The sequence below is a fragment of the Streptomyces physcomitrii genome (assembly GCF_012273655.1).
Classification (GTDB): Bacteria; Actinomycetota; Actinomycetes; order Streptomycetales; family Streptomycetaceae; genus Streptomyces; species Streptomyces physcomitrii.
This window is the reverse complement of the sequence record NZ_JAAWWP010000031.1, coordinates 26,586-44,619: the sequence shown is the minus strand read 5'-3', so window position 1 is coordinate 44,619 and position 18,034 is coordinate 26,586. Positions and strand designations below refer to the sequence as shown.

Here is an 18,034-nt window from a genome sequence, read left to right as displayed (position 1 = left end):
GAGAAAGCTGCCCCGGGTTGGCTTCGCGGGCCGTACCGCAGGAGCCTTCCCCCGCTACGCGGGTGGGCAATCCGCCTCTTTGTTAACTACTCACGCGTAACGCGACACGCGCGACCCGCCCGCCCCCGGCGCGCCCTGCCCGCGCCCGCCGCCCGCTCGCTACGGTTCGGCAGCACCACAAGGCGACGCACCGGGCCATCTCCCCGTCGCCGCCCGCTTCGCCCGCGAAGGTGGAAACGTGAAGGCAATCCGTCGGTTCACCGTCCGTCCCGTCCTCCCCGGACCCCTCGCCCCCCTGAACGAACTCGCCCGCAATCTGCGCTGGTCCTGGCATCCGCCCACCCGCGAGCTCTTCCGCTCCGTCGACCCGGGCCGCTTCGAGGAGACCGGCGGCGACCCGCTGCGGCTGCTCGGCTGCGTACCGCCCGCGCGCCTCGCGGAACTGGCCGCCGAGGACGGCTTTCTCGCCCGCCTCGCCGAGGCGCACCAGGACCTCCGCGGCTATCTGGAGGGCGCCCGCTGGTACCAGGAGCAGGGCGCGGGACAGCCCGCCGCGATCGCCTACTTCTCACCGGAGTTCGGGATCACCGCGGCGCTTCCGCAGTACTCGGGCGGCCTCGGCATCCTCGCCGGGGACCATCTGAAATCGGCCAGCGACCTCGGCGTCCCGCTGATCGGGGTCGGGCTGCTCTACCGGCACGGCTACTTCCGCCAGTCGCTCTCCCGCGAGGGCTGGCAGCAGGAGCACTACCCCGTCCTCGACCCCCACGAGCTGCCGCTCCACCTGCTCCGCGAGAGCGACGGGAGCCCCGCCCTGACCGTCCTCGCCCTGCCCGGCGGCCGCCTGCTGCGCGCCCGGATCTGGCAGGCGCAGGTGGGCCGGGTGCCCCTGCTGCTGCTCGACTCCGCGGTCGAGGAGAACGACCGCGCGGCCCGCGAGGTCACCGACCGGCTCTACGGCGGCGGCAGCGAGCACCGGCTGCTCCAGGAGATGCTGCTCGGCATCGGCGGGGTCCGCGCGGTGCGTGCCTACTGCCGGCTGACCGGCCACCCGGCGCCCGAGGTCTTCCACACCAACGAGGGCCACGCCGGCTTCCTCGGCCTGGAGCGCCTGCACGAGTACACGCAAGCCCGCGACGGGCGGCCGGGCGCCGACTTCGGCTCGGCCCTGGAGCGGGTCGCCGCCGGGACCGTCTTCACCACCCACACCCCCGTCCCCGCGGGCATCGACCGCTTCGAGACGGCCCTGGTGGCACGGCACTTCGGACCCGAGGCCGAACTGCCCGGCATCGAGACCGGGCACGTCCTCGCCCTCGGCACCGAGACCGGCGAGGGCGCCGATCCCGGGGTCTTCAACATGGCGGTGATGGGCCTGAGGCTCGCCCGCCGCGCCAACGGCGTCTCGCAGCTGCACGGCCGGGTCAGCCGGGAGATGTTCGCCGGACTCTGGCCGGGATTCGACGCCGAGGAGGTGCCGATCACCTCGATCACCAACGGGGTGCACGCCCCCACCTGGACCGCCCCCGAGGTCCGCGCCCTCGGCGCCCGGGGGATCGGCGCGGAGCGCGTCGAGGAGGCCGTGGCCCTCGGCGGCCCCGAGCGCGCGGCGGCGGTCGGCGCCGTCCCCGGCGCGGAACTCTGGGAGCTGCGCCGCACCCTGCGCACCCAGCTCGTCGGCGAGGTCCGCCGGCGGCTCTGGGACTCCTGGCGCGAGCGCGGTGCCTCGGCGGCCGAACTCGGCTGGATCGAGCGGGTCTTCGACCCCGGGATCCTCACCGTCGGCTTCGCCCGCCGGGTGCCCTCGTACAAGCGGCTGACGCTGATGCTGCGCGACCCGGACCGGCTGCGGGCGCTGCTGCTGCACCCCGAGCGGCCGGTGCAGATCGTGGTCGCGGGCAAGGCGCACCCCGCGGACGACGGCGGCAAGCGGCTGGTGCAGGCGCTGGTGCGCTTCACCGACGACCCGCGGGTGCGCGAGCGCATCGTCTTCCTGCCCGACTACGGCATGGCGATGGCCGAGAAGCTCTACCCGGGCTGCGACGTCTGGCTGAACAACCCGCTGCGCCCGCTGGAGGCCTGCGGCACCTCCGGGATGAAGGCCGCCCTCAACGGCTGCCTCAACCTCTCGGTCCTGGACGGCTGGTGGGACGAGTGGTACGAACCCGACTTCGGCTGGGCGGTGCCCACCGCGGACGGCGACGCGGCCGACGAGGACCGGCGCGACGACCTGGAGGCCCGCGCCCTGTACGAACTCCTGGAGCGCCGGGTGGCCCCGCGCTTCTACGAGCGCGGCCCCGAGGGCCTGCCCGACCGCTGGATCGAGATGGTCCGCCGCACCCTGACGCAGCTGGGACCGAAGGTGCTCGCCGGGCGCATGGTCCGCGAGTACGTGACCCGGCTCTACGCCCCGGCCGCCCGGGCCGCGCGTGCCATGGACGAGGATGCCTCCCGCGAACTCGCCTGGTTCAAGGGGCGGTTGCGCGCCGCCTGGCCGCAGGTGGCGGTCGAGCACGTGGAGGCCTCGGCCACCTCCGCGAGTGCCGAGGTCGGCAGCACCCTCGCGCTGCGGGTCGGGGTCCGGCTCGGCGAACTCGGCCCCGACGACGTCCAGGTGCAGGCCCTCACCGGGCGCGTCGACTCCGCCGACCGCATCTCCTCGCCCACCACCGTCGCCCTGAAACCGCTGGGCGGCCCCGACCTGGACGGCCGCCTGCGCTACGAGGGCCCGCTCACCCTGGACCGCACCGGGCCGATCGGCTACACGGTCCGGGTCCTGCCCGCCCACCGGCTGCTCGGCGGCGCGGCCGAACTCGGCCTGGTGGCCTGGCCCTCGGAGGGCGCGGGGGAGTCCGGGGTGCTCCTGCGCTGAGGGGTGCTCCTGCGGTGAGTGGTCCTCCTGCGCTCAGGGGCGCTCACAGCCGAGGGGCGCTCACCGGCCGGGGCGCGCCCCGGCGGCGGGGCCGCGTCATCCCGCGCGGCCCCGGAGCCGCGTCATCCGTCGAGGACCCCGGTCCCGTCCTCGGCGCCCTCGTCCGCGGCGGGTGCGACCGGGTCCCAGCCCGCGTCGTGGGAGAGGCGGTCGGCGACCTTGGCACGGAAGTTGTTCATGCTGAACGAGGGGTCGATCTTCCCCTCGACCGAGGTCTCCTTGTGGCCGACGACGGAGTGCTGGGTCCAGCCGTGCGCCCGGCAGATGGCGGCGGCCCAGCGCACCGCCTTGTCGTACTGGGCGCCCGGGTACGGGTCGTCGCCGTCGCCGAGGTTCTCGATCTCGATGCCGTAGAAGTGCTGGTTGCCGTCGACCGTCCCGCTGGCCGCGGAGGGCGCGGGGTGGGTGGAGGACTCGGCGACCACCGCGTCGAAGGCGTTGCGGGCGGCCCGGCCGGCGTGGTTGGCGCGGCCGTTGCCGGTCATCGTGGCGGTGCCGTTCTTGGCCAGATGGGTGTGGGCGAGCGGGCCCGGCAGGTCGGAGCGCCCGTCCCAGACCAGGTCGAGGCTGTCGCGCCCGGCGGTGTGGTGGATGAGGACGCCGTTCACCCCGCCCCAGGGCCCGGCCTCGTTGCGGTTGTGGGTGCGCCAGCCCTCGCGCTCGACCGGGGCGACGCCCTCGGCCTTGAGGGCGGCGATCATCTTGTCCGCGGACAGCGGAGTTGCCATGGACTTCTCCCGTTCACCGTGGTTCCAGGGCTTGGCAGTTGCCCGGCCCGGCAGTGCGGCCCGGCGTACGCGGGGAGCGTGCCGCGCGGGCGGGTCCCGGGCGCCGGTGGTACGGGTCCCCGGCTGGACATGGTGCGGGCGGCGCCCGGGGATTCGTGATCCCCGTGGCGCCGCCCGGTCAAACGCCGGTGCCGGACCTCAGGTCCGGGCCGGAGGGTGTCAGCCCGTGACGTCCACGCCGGTCCACGCGGCCTCGACGCCCTTGACCTCGGCGCCGTCGGCGCCGTAGAGGTCGGTGGCGGCCTTGACGGTCGCCTCGCGGGCACCCGCGTAGTCGGTGGTGGAGGTCATGTACTCGGTCAGGGCCTTGAACCAGATCTTCTCGGCCTTGTCCCGGCCGATGCCCTCGACCTTGGAGCCGTCCTTGGTGGGCGAGTTGTACGTCACGCCGTCGATCTCCTTCTCACCGCTGCCCTCGGACAGGATGTAGAAGAAGTGGTTGGCGATGCCCGAGGAGTAGTGGACGTCGACGTTGCCGGCGTCGGAGCTCCAGTAGTCCAGCGAGGCGCCGTCCTTGCTCGGCTCGTCCATGTAGCGCAGCGGGCTGCCGTCACCGTTGATGTCGATCTCTTCACCGATGAGGTAGTCGCCCTTGTCCTCGGCGTTCTCGGCGCTGAACTCCACCGCCGTGCCGAAGATGTCCGAGGTGGCCTCGTTCAGACCGCCGGACTCACCCGAGTAGTTCAGGTTGGCGGTGGCCGAGGTGACGCCGTGGCTCATCTCGTGCGCGGCCACGTCGATCGAGGTCAGCGGGTGCTCGTTGCCCTCACCGTCGCCGTAGGTCATGCAGAAGCAGCTGTCGTCCCAGAAGGCGTTGACGTAGTTGTCGCCGTAGTGGACGCGGGAGGTGGCACCCTGGCCGTCGCCCTTGATGCCCTCGCGGCCGTGGACGCTCTTGTAGTAGTCCCAGGTGACCTGGGCGCCGTAGGCGGCGTCGGCGGCGGCGGTGTTCTTGTCCGCCGGGGTGCCGTCGCCCCACTTGTCGTCGTCGTCGGTGGCGAGGACGCCCTCGCCCTCGCCGTTGTCGAGGGTGAAGGTCGAGTGGCCGCCGCGGGAGTCGTCGGTCAGCTCGAAGCCGCCGGAGCCCTCCTTGGAGCCGATCTCCACGCTGCCGCTGTAGGTGGTCTCACCGGTGCCGGTGTGGATGTCGTCCCACTGCGAGAGCTTCTTGCCGCTCTCGGCGTCGGTGACGATGTGCAGCTTGGTGGGCGTGCCGTCCTTGGCCTTGCCGGTCTTGACCGTCTCGAAGGCGAGGGTCGGGGTGCCGGTGGCGGCCCAGACGACCTTGCGGGCGTCCTTGGGGGCCTTGGCCGCGGAGAGCGCCTTGGCGGAGACCGCGATCTTCTTCTCGGTCGCCTTGGTGGTCTCGGTCTTGCCAGCCTTGGTCTTGTGGACGATCAGGTCGCCGCCGAGGACCGGCATGCCCGCGAAGGTGCGCTCGTAGCGGGTGTGGACGGTGCCCTTGCTGTCCTTGATGACGTCCTTGACGACCAGCTTCTCCTGGGAGCCGAGCTTCAGCTCCTTCGCGACCGCGGCGGTCTTCTTCTCCGCCGCCTTGATCATGGAGACGCGCGCCGCCTGGGCGGCCGAGACGGAGGCGCCCTTCTCGGACTTGGCCGGGGCCGGGGCGGCGGTGGCGCCGCCGGCGAGGCCGGTGGCCAGAAGCGCGGAGCCGGCGGCCAGTGCCGTGGCGATGGCCAGCGTGGAGCGCTTGTGGGTGGCTATGTAGCCCTTGCTCTGTGACATGTGGGGGGTCACGCAAAGCTCCTTCGTGGGGTTCGGACAGCAAGGGTCGCTGTCCGAAAGGTGCGGTGCGGGTGGTTCTTGAGAGGGAACAGTGCCATGCGGGGCGCGAACATGTCAGGAGTGTGGACGGTTCTTGACCAGAACTTGTCCGTCCACTGCACGCGTACGACCGCAATGTGAACAGCCCCGCCCACGCGGTGCGTTCGGGAGGAACGGGGCGCACACGGCGGCGCCGCCCCGGTGTCGACCACCGGGACGGCGCCTGTCGGTGCACCGCGCGGCCCGGTCCTGCCGGGCCGTCCGCGGGCTTACGGGAAGGTCACCTTGACGCTGTTGATCTTGCCGGTGTCCTGCCGCGCGACGTCCTGGACCTTGAGCTTCCAGGTGCCGTTGGCCTCCTCCGAGGAGGCGTTGACCGAGTACGTCTCCTTGACGTTGTCGGCCGAGTCGGAGGAGCTGGAGTTCTTCAGGCGGTAGGCCGAACCGTCCGGGGCCACCAGGTCGATGACCAGGTCACCGCGGTAGGTGTGGGTGATGTCCACCGCCACCTGGAGGTTGGCCGGGGCGCGGCCGGTGATGCCGGTGACGCTGACCGAGGAGGTCACCGCCGCCCCGGCGTCCGGGATGGCGACCGCGGTGTTGTTCTCGAAGGTCTTGCCGCCGGGCGTGCCGCCCCGGCTGCCGACCGCGACACCGGCCCAGGCGTCCTGCACGGCCTTGTACTCGGCGCTGGTGGTGCCGTACAGCTCACCGGCCACCGCGAGGGTGCCGGTACGGGCAGCCGCGTAGTTGGTGGTGGAGGTGAACTTGGTGGTGAGCGCCTTGTACCAGATGAGGGCGGCCTTGTCACGACCGATTCCGGTCACGGGCTGGCCGTCCGCGGTGGGCGAGTTGTAGGTGACGCCGTTGATGACCTTCTGCCCGCTGCCCTCGGAGAGCAGGTAGAAGAAGTGGTTCGCCGGGCCCGAGGAGTAGTGGACGTCGACATTGCCGATGCCCGAGTACCAGGAGTCCTTGGAGGCGCCGTCCTTGCTCGGCTTGTCCATGTAGCGCAGCGGGGTGCCGTCGCCGTTGATGTCGATCTTCTCGCCGATGAGGTAGTCGCCGACGTCGTTGGAGTTGTTGGCGTAGAACTCCACGGCGGTGCCGAAGATGTCCGAGGTGGCCTCGTTGAGGCCGCCGGACTCGCCGCTGTAGATCAGGCCCGCGGTGTTGGAGGTGACGCCGTGCGTCATCTCGTGGCCCGCCACGTCGATCGCGGTGAGCGGGCTGCTGTTGCCCGAACCGTCGCCGTAGGTCATGCAGAAGCAGCTGTCCGACCAGAAGGCGTTGACGTAGTTGTTGCCGTAGTGGACGCGGGAGTACGCGCCGACCCCGTCACCGCGGATGCCGCTGCGGCCGTAGACGTTCTTGTAGTAGTCCCAGGTGAGCTGGGCGCCGTAGGCCGCGTCCGCGCCCGCGGTCTCGGCGTTGCTCGGGTTGCCGTTGCCCCAGACGTCGTCCGGACCGGAGAAGAGGGTCCCGGTGCCGGAGGTGCCGTGGTTCAGGTTGTACGTCTTGTGGCCGCCCCGGGCCCCGTCGGTCAGGTTGTAGGTGGAGCCCGACTGGGTCGAGCCGATGGTCACCTGGCCGCTGTGCTGGGTGTTGCCGGTGCCGTTCTCGATGCCCTGCCACTCGTAGAGCTTCTTGCCGGTGGCGGCGTCCGTCACCACGTGCAGCTCGTTCGGGGTCCCGTCCTCCTGGAGGCCGCCGACCACGGTCTCGTAGGCGAGGACGGGCTTGCCGTCGGCGCTCCAGACCACCTTGCGCGGGGCGCGGGAGGAGTCGCTCGCCTTGGAGCCCGCGGCCTTCGCGGCACCGAGCGCCTGCTTCTCGGCGGCGGCTGGCTTGACCGCGGCCTTGGTGGCGATGCCCTTCAGCTCCGCCTTGACGGCCCGCGTCACGCCCTCGGTGGCACCCGACTTCGCGGTCTTGACGACGAGGTCGCCGCCGAGCACCGGCAGCCCGTCGTAGGTGCGCTCGTAGCGGGTGTGCAGGGTGCCGTCGCGGTCCTTGACCACGTCGCGGACGACCAGCTTCTCCTTGGCGCCGAGGCCGAGGGAGCGGGCGGTGTCCGCGGTGCCGGCGGAGGCCTCGCGTATCAGCTCGGCGCGCTGGGCCGGGCTGAGGTTGGTGATCAGCGAGCCCTTGTCGACCTTGCCGAGGGCGGGCTTGGCGCTCGCGCTGTCCTCGGCGGTGGCGGCACCGGACTGGACGGCGACGGAGAGCAGGGCCGCCACGGCGACCAGGGCGCCGGCCGCGGCTTTGCGCTGGGTGTGGGAGGTGCGTCTGTGGGAGGTGCTCAACACTGACTCCTTCTGCGTGGCCGCGGGGTGGCGGCCGGGAGACCCGGAGGGTGGGTTGCCGTCCGGGGCACAGCGATGGAACGAGAACGCAGAACGCAGAAAATCCAGTGGATCCAGGAGATCCGGAAATCTGGAGCAAGCACCACTCGTGGACCCGTGCGGGAAGCACACAAGTGGGACCTTCACGTGACCGGTTGGTGAAGCTCGGGGCGGCTTGTGATGGCCGAGGGAAGAGTGACAGGAATCCGGGGCCGCTGTCAGGATCCCCTCAAGAGGTTGGCCGGAAAAAGTTCGTTGCCCGGTGGGCGGTGTTCGCAATGCGGATCCGGTGTGACGGGCGGCCGTTCACACCGCCGCAATGTTGATCGGTCACCAGCCCTCTGTACTGGGCTTTTCCCGTGAGCTTCCGATGGCCGCGCCATGAAATCCGTTATCACGCCAGCCTGTTGAGGGATCGCGTGTACATGCCTATTCGGCCAGTCGGCCGTGCGCCCCGGGTGGCGAGGTGAGCGCTTCCGGCCGCTTCACCGGCCGGTGCGAACACGGGGGAGATGTGGAGGAGTTGAGGCGGTGGGATCCATTCCGCTTGTGACCCGACCGGAGCGCGAAGTCTTCGCGGACGCACACGAACAGTCGGCATTTCTGCCTGTGCGTCCTGGATTCAGGGCATGAACGGGTACTTGCCGTGCGTTGTCATCCGGTGTCCGGAGGTACGGCGCGAAGTCGCCCTCCCGGGACGGGTGTTGCGGCCCGGAAGCGGTACGCCGAGTGCCTCGCGGTGCCTTGAGCCCCGCGCCGGACCCGGGCCGCACAGCGGCGGGCGGGCGGGCGCGGGCCCCCGCCCGCACCCGCCCGCCGCGCCTCAACCGGGCCCCGCCGCCCGCCCGTTCACCTCGCCAGGGCGGCTCGCCTTAGCAAACCCGGCGGTTGCTACCGGGCGGCCGTCTCCGGCGCGGAACCGGGCGCCTCCCCGGCCGGGGCGTCCTCCGGGCCCGTCGGACGCTTCCCGTCCGCCGCCCCGGCCGCCAGATACGCGAGCCACCCCCCGTACGCGGTGATGTCGTGCCCGGCGGCCGCGGAGTGCGGATCGCACTGGAAGCCGAGCACCCAGCTGCCGTCGTCGAGCCGGATCCGGCCCAGCGCCATGGGCGGGGGCAGCTCGGCGAGGAAGCGGCCGAGGGCGGCGGGCGAGAGGGTCCAGCGCTCCCCGGTGAGCGCGGCGCCCTTCCCGGGGGCCACCCGGACCAGGCCCGGTTTCGGCGGCACGGTACCGAGGGCGAACAGGCGGTAGTCCGGCGCGGTGCGCAGCTCGCCCGCGAACCGGGCGCCCAGCGCGGTGAGTTGGGGATTCAGGGGCTGCCCGCGCAGATGCGCGCCGAAGACCGCGAGGTCGGTGCCGGTGCCCGGGTAGGGCGGCGCGGACCGCTCCCCGGTGAGCAGGGCGGCGATGTCCAGGGCGGCCTGGTCCTCGAAGGCGCGGCTGATCACGCTCACCCCGAAGGGGGTCCCGTCGGCCTCGCCCGCGGGGACGGCGACGGCCGCCATGTCCAGGAGGTTCACGAAGTTGGTGTAGGTGCCCAGGCGGGAGTTGACGCCCACCGGGTCCGCCGCGACCTCGGCCAGGCTGGGGTGCCCGGTCGTGGTCGGCAGCACCAGCGCGTCGAAGCCGTCCAGGAGGCGCCCGGCCCGCGCCCGGAAGATGTCGAGCCGCTCCTGGTCGGCGGCGAGCGCCGCGGCGGGGATCGAGGCCGCGGCCAGCACGATCTTCGCCACCGTGGGGTCCGCGTCCGCGGGGCGCCCTTCGAGGAACTCGCCCACGGCGGCGTACCGTTCGGCCACCAGCGCCCCTTCGTAGAGCAGCCGCGCGGCCTCCAGGAGCGGGCTCACGTCGAGGACCTCGGTCCGCGCCCCGGCGGCCGCCAGCCGGTCGAGCGCGGTGGCGAAGGCGGCGCGGGCGCCGGGGCTGAGCGGGGCGAGGTCGGCCGCCCGGGGGACCGCGAGGCGCGGGCGCGCCGGCGCGGCGAGCCGTACCCCGGCGGGCCAGTCGCGGCTGCGCGGGTCCCCCTCGTCCGGGCCGGTCATCACGGTGAGGGCGCGCTGCGCGGTGGTCAGCGTGGCGGCGAAGACGGTGACGCAGTCGTAGGGCCGGGCCGCCGGGACCACCCCGGTGGCGGGGACCAGGCCCAGGGTGGGCTTGATCCCGACCAGACCGCCGAGCGCGGCGGGCACCCGCCCGGAGCCCGCGGTGTCGGTGCCCAGGGCGAAGTCCGCGATGCCGAGGGCGACCGCCACCGCCGAACCCGAACTGGAGCCGCCGGAGATCAGTTCCGGGTCGGCGGCCCCGCGCACCGCGCCGTAGGGGCTGCGGGTGCCGACGAGCCCGGTGGCGAACTGGTCCATATTGGTCTTGCCGAGCACCAGGGCGCCCGCGTCCGTCAGCCGCTGCACGGCCGTCGCGGAGGCGCTCGGCCGGTAGGCGTAGGAGGGACAGGCCGCCGTGGTGGGCAGGCCGACCACGTCGATGTTGTCCTTGACCGCCATGAGCAGCCCGGCGAGCGGGAGTTGCTCCCCGGCGGCGAGCCGGGCGTCCAGGGTCCGCGCCTCGGCCCGCACCCCCTCCTGGGGGCGCAGGGTGATCCAGACCTCGGGGCGCGCGGCCTCCTCGATCCGGCGGTAGGCGGCCTCGACGCGCGCCTCGACGGTGGGGTGGGGGGCGGGGGACGAGGGCTTCATGCGGCTTCCTCCCGTGCGAGGACGGTCAGCGGGGTCCCGGCGTCGATCTGCTGGCCCGGGGTGACGAGCACCTCGGCGACGACACCGTCGGCGGGCGCCCGCACCACCACCTCCATCTTCATGGCTTCGAGGACGACCAGCGGGGCACCGGCCGCCACCCGGGTGCCCGCGGGCGCCGCCACCTTCCAGACGCTCGAACTCAGCGGCGCGTCCACCAGCGTTCCCCCGGGCTGCACCTGGTACGCGGGCGCGGCCGGGGCGGCGGCGGGCACCTCCTCGGTGGCGAACTCGCCCGCGGCCTCCCAGGCCTGCCGCTCGGCCTCGAAGGCGGCCGACTGGCGCTGGCGGAAGGCGGCGATGTCCGCGGCGTGCGCGGCGAGGAAGCGCTCGTGCGCGGCGAGCGAGAACTCCCCGGGGCGGATGTCCACCTCGCTGCGCCCGGCCGCCAAGTCGGCCCGCCGATCGAGGAGTTCGGCCGGTTCGACCGGGTGCCAGACGATCCGGTCGAAGAAGCGCAGCAGCCAGGGCACCCCGTCCTGGAAGGAGCGGCCCGGGCGCAGCCCGCCCCAGATCGGCACCGTCCGCCCGATCAGCTGGTAGCCGCCGGGGCTCTCCATCCCGTAGACGCACAGATACGAGCCGCCGATGCCGACGCCCGCCTCGGCGGTCCAGGTGCGTGCCGGGTTGTACTTGGTGGTGACCAGGCGGTGCCGCGGGTCGAGCGGGGTGGCGGCGGGCGCGCCGAGGTAGACGTCGCCGAGCCCGAGGACGAGGTAGCGGGCGTCGAAGACCGTCCGGCGCACCGCCTCGACACTCTCCAGTCCGTTGACGCGGCGGATGAACTCGATATTGGACGGATTCCAGGGCGCCCCGGAGCGCACCGAGGCCTCGTAGCGCGCGATCGCCTCGTCCACCGTCGGGTCGTCCCAGGCGAGCGGCAGATGGACCTCCCTGCTGGGCACGGTCAGTTCACCGGTCGCGGGCAGCGCCTCCTCCGCCTCGCGCAGCAGTCCGAGCAGGGTGCGCAGCGGCAGGACGTCCGGGTCGGTGTGCAGATGCAGGGAGCGCACCCCCGGGGTCATGTCGACCAGTCCCGCGGGGCGGTGCGTGGACAGGTGCGCGGCCAGGGCGTGCACCCGCATCCGCAGGCCGAGGTCGAGCGCCATCGGCCCGTACTCGACCAGGATGTTGTCGTCGGCGCCGCGCCGGTAGACCACCTCCGGGTCGCCGCCGGTGGCGGGGCGGCGGGCGAGCACCCCGTCGTCGCCGTCCCGGGCGCCCTGCTCCCCGGCGCTGCTGAGCAGGGCGGGCGCCTGCCGCAGCGCGTCCGCGTGCGCCTCGGGGACCGGGACGAGGCGCACCGTGTCGCCCGGCCGCAGCTGCCCGGTCTTCCAGCGCTCGGCGCTGACGATGGTGACCGGACAGGCGAAGCCGCCGAGGCTCGGGCCGTCCGGGCCGAGGATCGCGGGGGTGTCCCCGGTGAAGTTGACCGCGCCGACCGAGTAGGCGGTGTCGTGCACATTGGAGGGGTGCAGCCCGGCCTCGCCGCCGTCCGGGCGGGCCCACTCGGGCTTCGGCCCGATCAGCCGTACGCCGGTGCGCGCGGACTGCGCGGAGACCTTCCACTCGGCGGCGAGGACCGTGTCGAGTCCGGCTCGGGTGAGGAAGTCCGGTGCCGGGTGCGGTCCTTCGGCGACCGCGATCCGCCAGTGCGCGGTGAAGCGGGGCCGCTCGGCCGCGGGGACCGGCGCGGGCGCGGGGGCGTCGGCGGGCACTGCGGCCGGGCGGAGCACATCGCCGGTGCGCAGCGCCCGCCCGCCGTGCCCGCCGAAGCGGCCGAGGGTGAAGGTCGCGGTGCTGCCGAGGTAGCCGGGCAGGTCGAGGCCGCCGCGGACCAGGACGTAGGTGCGCATCCCGGGACCCTCGGGCGTGCCCACGTCCAGCACGGCACCGGCGGGCACCTCCACCGGCTCCCACTGGCGGACCCGGCGGCCGTCCACGGTGACCTCGGCCGGGGCGCCGGTGACGCAGACCGTGGTGGGCAGCCTGAAGCGCAGGGCCGGGCCCTCCAGGGTGCACTCCAGGCCCGGGGCGCCCGCCGGATTGCCGAGCGCGGTGTTGCCGAGCCGGAAGGAGAGGTCGTCCATCGGCCCGCTCGGCGGGACGCCCACCTCCCAGTAGCCGGTACGGCCCGGCCAGTCCTGCACGGTGGTCAGGGTGCCGCCGCGCACCACGTCGATCCGGGGCCGGGGGTCGCCGAGCCGGGCCAGGGTGCCGGTGGTGTGGGCGGCGCGCAGCACCTCCGGCTCGCGGCAACTCGCCGCGAGCAGGCCGAGGTTGGTCTCCACCCCGTCGAAGCGGGTCCGCTCCAGGGCGTCCGCGAGCCGGGCGAAGGCCTCGGCGCGGTCGGCGCCGGTGGCGACGATCTTGGCCAGCAGCGGATCGTAGACCGGGGAGATCTCCTGGCCGGTCTCCGCCCAGCCGTCCACCCGGACCCCCTCCGGCAGGGCGACCCGGGTGAGCAGCCCGGAGCTCGGCCGGTACTCCTGCTCCGGGTCCTCGGCGTAGACCCGGGCCTCGACCGCGTGCCCGGTGCGCGGCGGTCCGTCCTCGGGCACCTGGTCGAGGAGGTCCCGCTCGCCGCGGGCCAGCCGCAGCATCCAGCCGACCAGGTCGACGCCGGTGATCTCCTCGGTCACCGGATGCTCCACCTGGAGCCGGGTGTTGACCTCCAGGAAGGCGGCCTCCGCGCGGTCCGGGTCGTAGACGAACTCCACGGTGCCCGCGGAGCGGTAGTCCACCGAGGCGCACAACTCCCGTGCGCTGCGGTGCAGTTGTTCGCGCACCGCCGGGGGCAGCGCGGGCGCCGGGGCCTCCTCGACCACCTTCTGGTTGCGGCGCTGGAGGCTGCAGTCGCGGTCGCCGAGGCTGACCACCCGGCCGCCGCCGTCGCCGAAGACCTGCACCTCGACATGGCGGGCCCGGGGCACGTACCGCTCCAGGAAGACCCCGGCGTCGCCGAAGCCGCTCTGCGCGAGCCGGGTCACCCGCGGGAAGGCGGCGGCCAGTTCCCCGGGCGAGGCGCAGGGCTGCATGCCGATGCCGCCGCCTCCGCCGGTCGACTTGAGCATCACCGGATAGCCGATCTCCGCGGCCCGCTCCAGGGCCTCCCCCTGTCCGCCGAGCAGTCCGGTGCCGGCGAGCAGCGGCACCCCGGCCCGCTCGGCGGCGGCGCGGGCGGTGTGCTTGGCGCCGAAGACCTCCAGCTGGCGCGGGGTCGGCCCGGCGAAGACCAGGCCCGCCGCCTCCACCGCGGCGGCGAACTCCGCGTTCTCGGACAGGAATCCGTACCCCGGGTGGACGGCCCCGGCGCCGGTGTCGAGGGCCGCCGCGAGCACGGCCTCGGCGCGCAGATAGCTCTCGGCGGGCGGCGCCGGACCGAGCCGTACCGCCTCGTCCGCCATCCGTACATGGGGGGCGGCACTGTCGGCGTCGGAGTACACCGCGACGGTGGCGAGGCCCAGCATCCGCGCGCTGCGGATGATCCGGCAGGCAATCTCACCGCGGTTGGCGACGAGCAGGGTGTCGAACACGGGGCATCTCCTCCGGGAGCGCTACGGGAAGCGGGGGTGCGGGGGCGTGCTGTCGGCTGGTGCGTCGCGGACGCACGGGCGGGTGCGGTACGAGGTGGGGGCGCCCGGCGCGCGCGGCGCACGCCGGGCGCGAGGAGCTACGCGGGGGCGGGCGCGGGCGGCAGTACGTGGGCGCCGGTGCGGTCGGTGCTCAGGCACAGCGAGCAGACGACGTCCTGGTGCGCCTGGCAGGCCGTGAGGTCGGGGCGCTCGTATTCCTGCCGGCAGACATGGCAGGTGTACGGGGTGCCGCTCGGGTTGCCCTCCGCGTCGAGCAGCGGTTCCTCGATGCCGTCCGTGGTGCGCCGCAGGTAGTAACGCCCCTTGGTGGCAAGGGCCATGACGGGGGTGAGCACGAAGGCCAGGACGACGGCGGCCACCGGCGAGTACGGCTGGAGCGCGTCGCCGAGCAGATGGAAGTACATCGCGATGGACAGGCCCGAGGCCGCGGTGAAGGCGACCACGCCCACCGGGTTGACCGCGTAGAGCATGCCCCGGCGGAACTCGGGGGCGAGCGGGGACAGCTTCAGCAGGTACTTGTTGACCATGATGTCGGTGGCCACGGTGACCACCCAGGCGATCGCGCAGTTCGCGTAGAAGCTGAGGATGTCGTTGAGGAAGCTGAACATGTCCGCCTCCATCAGCGTGAGCGCGATGCCCAGGTTGACCAGGACGAACACCAGACGTCCCGGGTAGCGCCTGGTCACCCGGGTGAAGGAGTTGGTCCAGGCCAGCGAGCCGGAGTAGGCGTTGGTGACATTGATCTTGATCTGGCTGATCACCACCAGGACCACCGCGAGCGGCAGCACCAGCCAGGACGGCATCATGGTGTCGAAGGCGCCCTTGAACTGCTGGATCGGTTCGGTCGCCGCCGCCGGGCCCACCTCGGCCAGTACGTACACCGCCAGGAAGACCCCGATGGCCTGCTTGAGCGCGCCGAGCACCACCCAGCCGGGGCCGGCCATCACCACGGCCGCCCACCAACTCCGCCTGTTCTCCTCGGTCTTCGGCGGCATGAAGCGCAGATAGTCGATCTGCTCGCCGATCTGCGCGATCAGCGAGAGGCAGACGCCCGCGCCGAGCAGCACCGAGGCGGTGCTGATCCCGCCGCCGTCCGCGCCGGTGCCCGGGTAGCCGAGGAAGCGGTCCACGGTCCCCGGGTCCTCGGCGATCAGATAGACCAGCGGGCCGACCATGAGCAGCAGCCAGATCGGCGTGGTCCACACCTGGAGCGTGCTCAGCGCCTTCATCCCGTAGATCACCAGCGGGATCACCAGGCAGGTGGAGAGCAGATAGCCCAGCCACAGCGGCAGATCGAGGCCCAGCTTGAGGCCCTGCGCCATGATCGAGCCTTCGAGCGCGAAGAAGATGAAGGTGAAGCTGGCGAAGATCACGCTGGTCAGGACCGAGCCGTAGTAGCCGAAGCCGGAGCCGCGGGTGATCAGGTCCAGGTCGATGTTGTAGCGCGCCGCGTAGTAGGCGAGCGGGAAGCCGGTCACGAAGATGACGACGGCGGCGAGCGCGATCGCGTACAGCGCGTTGCCGGTGCCGTGCGAGAAGGCGATGCCCGCGCCGATGGAGAAGTCGGCCATATAGGCGATGCCGCCGAGCGCCGTGGTGGCCACCACCATCGGCGACCAGCGGCGGTAACCGCGCGGCGCGAAGCGGAGGGTGTAGTCCTCCAGGGTCTCCCGCACCGCCTGGCCGGCCGCCGTCTCCTCGGTGGCCCGCGGTGCGGTGCCGGGGTCCGCGGGCTCCGGCGGGGCGGCCGGTCCGGCGGAATCCTTCAGTCGTGGCTCGACGCTCATGCCACGCCTCCTTGCTGCTGGGGGAGTGCAGGGGCTCACTCACGGCACGGGGCCGTGTCCCGGTGCGACGTCCTCGGCGCTGCGGGAGTACGGATGCGGATGCGGGTGCGCGGGTGGCCCGGGGAGCGGATGGAGGGGCCGGGGGTGCCCGGGGGCGGGGGTGACCGCGTCGGGCGGGTGGAAGAGGGGGAGCGCCACGTGGCGAGGGCGCATGGGGGAGGGGCGGAGAGGGTGCTCAGGCCTGGCCGGTGTGCAGGGCCATCTGGGTCAGGGCCCGGCGGGCGTGCTCCAGGACCACGTCCATCGAGGCGCCGACGTGCTCGTGCAGGGCGCGGTGGCCCTCGTCGAGGCGTCCCCCGCGGACGAGTTCCATGATCTCGATGTGTTCGGTGATGGTGGTGTCCACCCGCTCCTGGGTCAGGAAGTCGTACATCCTCACCCGGCGGATCTTCCGGTTCACCGCGGTCAGCGCCTCGGTCAGCGCCGGATTCCCCGAGGCCCGGGAGAGCGCGGTGTGGAACTCCTCGTCCAGGACGACGAACTGCGGATCGGGCCGCGGCGGGGCGGCCCGCAGCGCGTACCAGCGCTCCAGCTCCGCCCCGAGCAGCACGGGGTCGTGCCGCACCGAGGGGTCCTCGAGCGCGCGGGCCACCCCGCGCAGCTCCAGGGTCACCCGCAGTTCGTACAGGTCACGCAGCTGCGCCAGATTCGGTACGACCGGGAAGTAGCCCCCGTCGCCGCGTTCGATCAGACCGTCCGCGCGCAACCAGGCGAGGGCTTCGCGCACCGGCGTACGGGACACCCCGTACCGCCCCGCGAGCCGCACCTCCCCGAGCCGCTCCCGGGGCCCGATCCGCCCGCCGAGCAACTCCTCGCGCAGCAGCGCGTAGACCCGGTCACGGTGCGGCAGCAACGGCTCCCGGGGTGCGGGTCCCGGGGGATCCCGGTCCGTGTCCACCTGCGTATACAGCCCTGTGTCCATGTCCCAGGACGGTAGGAGGGCGGTGTTTCCCGGGGAGTGTCCGTGTGTGAAGCGGGGGTTTCTCCGAGCGGCGCGAGCTTGCCTCCGGGTTACGGGCTCCGCTCACCGGCCGCTCAGGACTCCGGCAGCAGCGCCAGCGCGGGGTGCTTGCGGGAGACGCGGGTGCGCAGCAGGGCGTAGGCGAAGACGAGGCGCCGGTCGAGCCAGTCCGCCCGGAGCAGGAAGGCGCGGTTCGCGTCGGAGGTCATCACCAGCTCGCCGTCCGCGCGCCACTCGCGGGCTCTGCGCGCCGAGGGCCGGTCGCCGCCCTCGCCGGGGGACAGCATGCTGCCCAGCACGCTGAGGGTGGCCTTCCCGGCGCCGCGCAGGACGACTTCGCTCGCCGAGCCCCGCGCCCAGTCGTGCCGGCTGACGACCTCGGGCCGGCCGGGCTGGTCGAGGAACCACTCCGGATTGAGCACCTTGCGCAGCGGAGCGGCGGTACGGACCCGTCCGATCTCGGCGCCCGCCGCGTCGCGCACCGGGAACGCGCGCATCCCCGCCTCGTCCTCGGCGGCGCCCACACTGCACAGCAGGGTGACCCCGGCGGGGTCCGTGCAGACGCGCAGACCGGTGAAGCGGCCCAGGCTGCTGTCCTCCCCGGCGGGGAAGGCACAGGGCGCGAGGACACGTTGCTCACCCCAGCCGCCGGGGACCCGGAAGGCGAGCGGCCCGTGCACTGCCTTCTTCCGGCGACCACGGGCGGGCCGCTCCTCGGTGTCGAGCCGGAACTCCCAGGCCTCCGCCCACCCGACGACCGCCACCGGCGGCTCGGCCCGCCCACCAGAACCGCGCGTCCCCATCACTGCCTCCCCTTCCAGCCTTCCGCTCTCCGGCCTTCCGCCCCCGTCGCGCCGCGCCCTGCTCGGGGGCTGCTCAGGCGCCGCCCGCCGCATCGGTCACCGCGAACTCCCTTGCCGGCAAGCCCATCATGACGAGGTCCTGGTGCCGACCGCCGAGGTACACATGCTCGCGCAGGCGGCCCTCGTACCCCTTGTGGCGGTGCTCGGGCCCCGCTCGTCGTCCGGGCCC

9 protein-coding genes are annotated in these 18,034 nt (G+C 73.2%); 1 reads left to right on the top strand and 8 read right to left on the bottom strand.

What is annotated here, in order from left to right:
* Positions 1–238: 238 nt before the first annotated feature.
* Positions 239–2,869: an alpha-glucan family phosphorylase gene (glgP, locus tag HFV08_RS29570; RefSeq protein WP_168543654.1), complete on the top strand. Its 2,631-nt coding sequence runs from the start codon at positions 239–241 to the stop codon at positions 2,867–2,869.
* Between the two features lie 122 nt (positions 2,870–2,991).
* On the opposite strand, the gene HFV08_RS29565 is transcribed toward glgP, so the two are convergent.
* From HFV08_RS29565 to HFV08_RS29530, 8 genes are all read right to left on the bottom strand, one after another.
* Entirely contained in the window at positions 2,992–3,657 is a 666-nt protein-coding gene (locus HFV08_RS29565; protein WP_168543653.1) for a peptidoglycan recognition protein family protein, read from the bottom strand.
* 219 nt (positions 3,658–3,876) lie between these two features.
* Positions 3,877–5,475 carry a M4 family metallopeptidase gene (locus HFV08_RS29560; protein ID WP_376770760.1) on the bottom strand — a complete coding sequence of 533 codons (1,599 nt, stop codon included), beginning with the start codon at positions 5,473–5,475 and terminating at the stop codon, positions 3,877–3,879.
* Between the two features lie 296 nt (positions 5,476–5,771).
* The gene (locus HFV08_RS29555) at positions 5,772–7,811 is read right to left on the bottom strand and encodes a M4 family metallopeptidase (RefSeq protein ID WP_168543652.1); all 2,040 of its coding nucleotides are present in this window, start codon (positions 7,809–7,811) and stop codon (positions 5,772–5,774) included.
* Between the two features lie 927 nt (positions 7,812–8,738).
* Positions 8,739–10,541 (bottom strand): allophanate hydrolase, encoded by a 1,803-nt coding sequence (atzF, locus tag HFV08_RS29550; RefSeq protein ID WP_168543651.1) that lies wholly within the window; start codon positions 10,539–10,541, stop codon positions 8,739–8,741.
* Positions 10,538–14,134: an urea carboxylase gene (uca, locus tag HFV08_RS29545; RefSeq protein WP_168543650.1), complete on the bottom strand. Its 3,597-nt coding sequence runs from the start codon at positions 14,132–14,134 to the stop codon at positions 10,538–10,540. The genes atzF and uca overlap by 4 nt, the downstream gene beginning before the upstream one ends.
* A 137-nt stretch (positions 14,135–14,271) precedes the next feature.
* Positions 14,272–15,981, bottom strand: a complete 1,710-nt coding sequence (locus HFV08_RS29540; RefSeq protein ID WP_168543649.1) for a purine-cytosine permease family protein — start codon at positions 15,979–15,981, stop codon at positions 14,272–14,274.
* 235 nt (positions 15,982–16,216) lie between these two features.
* A complete protein-coding gene (locus HFV08_RS29535; RefSeq protein ID WP_168543648.1) occupies positions 16,217–16,963 on the bottom strand; it encodes a GntR family transcriptional regulator in 747 nt (248 codons plus the stop codon).
* Positions 16,964–17,076: 113 nt separating this feature from the next.
* On the bottom strand, positions 17,077–17,805 hold the full coding sequence (locus HFV08_RS29530) for a hypothetical protein (RefSeq protein ID WP_168543647.1): 729 nt from the start codon (positions 17,803–17,805) through the stop codon (positions 17,077–17,079).
* Between the last annotated feature and the right edge of the window lie 229 nt (positions 17,806–18,034).

Bases quoted from the DNA above. Each gene is read 5' to 3' on its own strand.
- HFV08_RS29540 (WP_168543649.1), bottom strand. From the start codon at position 15,981: ATGAGCGTCGAGCCACGACTGAAGGATTCCGCCGGACCGGCCGCCCCG.
- HFV08_RS29535 (WP_168543648.1), bottom strand. From the start codon at position 16,963: ATGGACACAGGGCTGTATACGCAGGTGGACACGGACCGGGATCCCCCG.
- atzF (WP_168543651.1), bottom strand. From the start codon at position 10,541: ATGAAGCCCTCGTCCCCCGCCCCCCACCCCACCGTCGAGGCGCGCGTC.
- HFV08_RS29565 (WP_168543653.1), bottom strand. From the start codon at position 3,657: ATGGCAACTCCGCTGTCCGCGGACAAGATGATCGCCGCCCTCAAGGCC.
- HFV08_RS29530 (WP_168543647.1), bottom strand. From the start codon at position 17,805: ATGGGGACGCGCGGTTCTGGTGGGCGGGCCGAGCCGCCGGTGGCGGTC.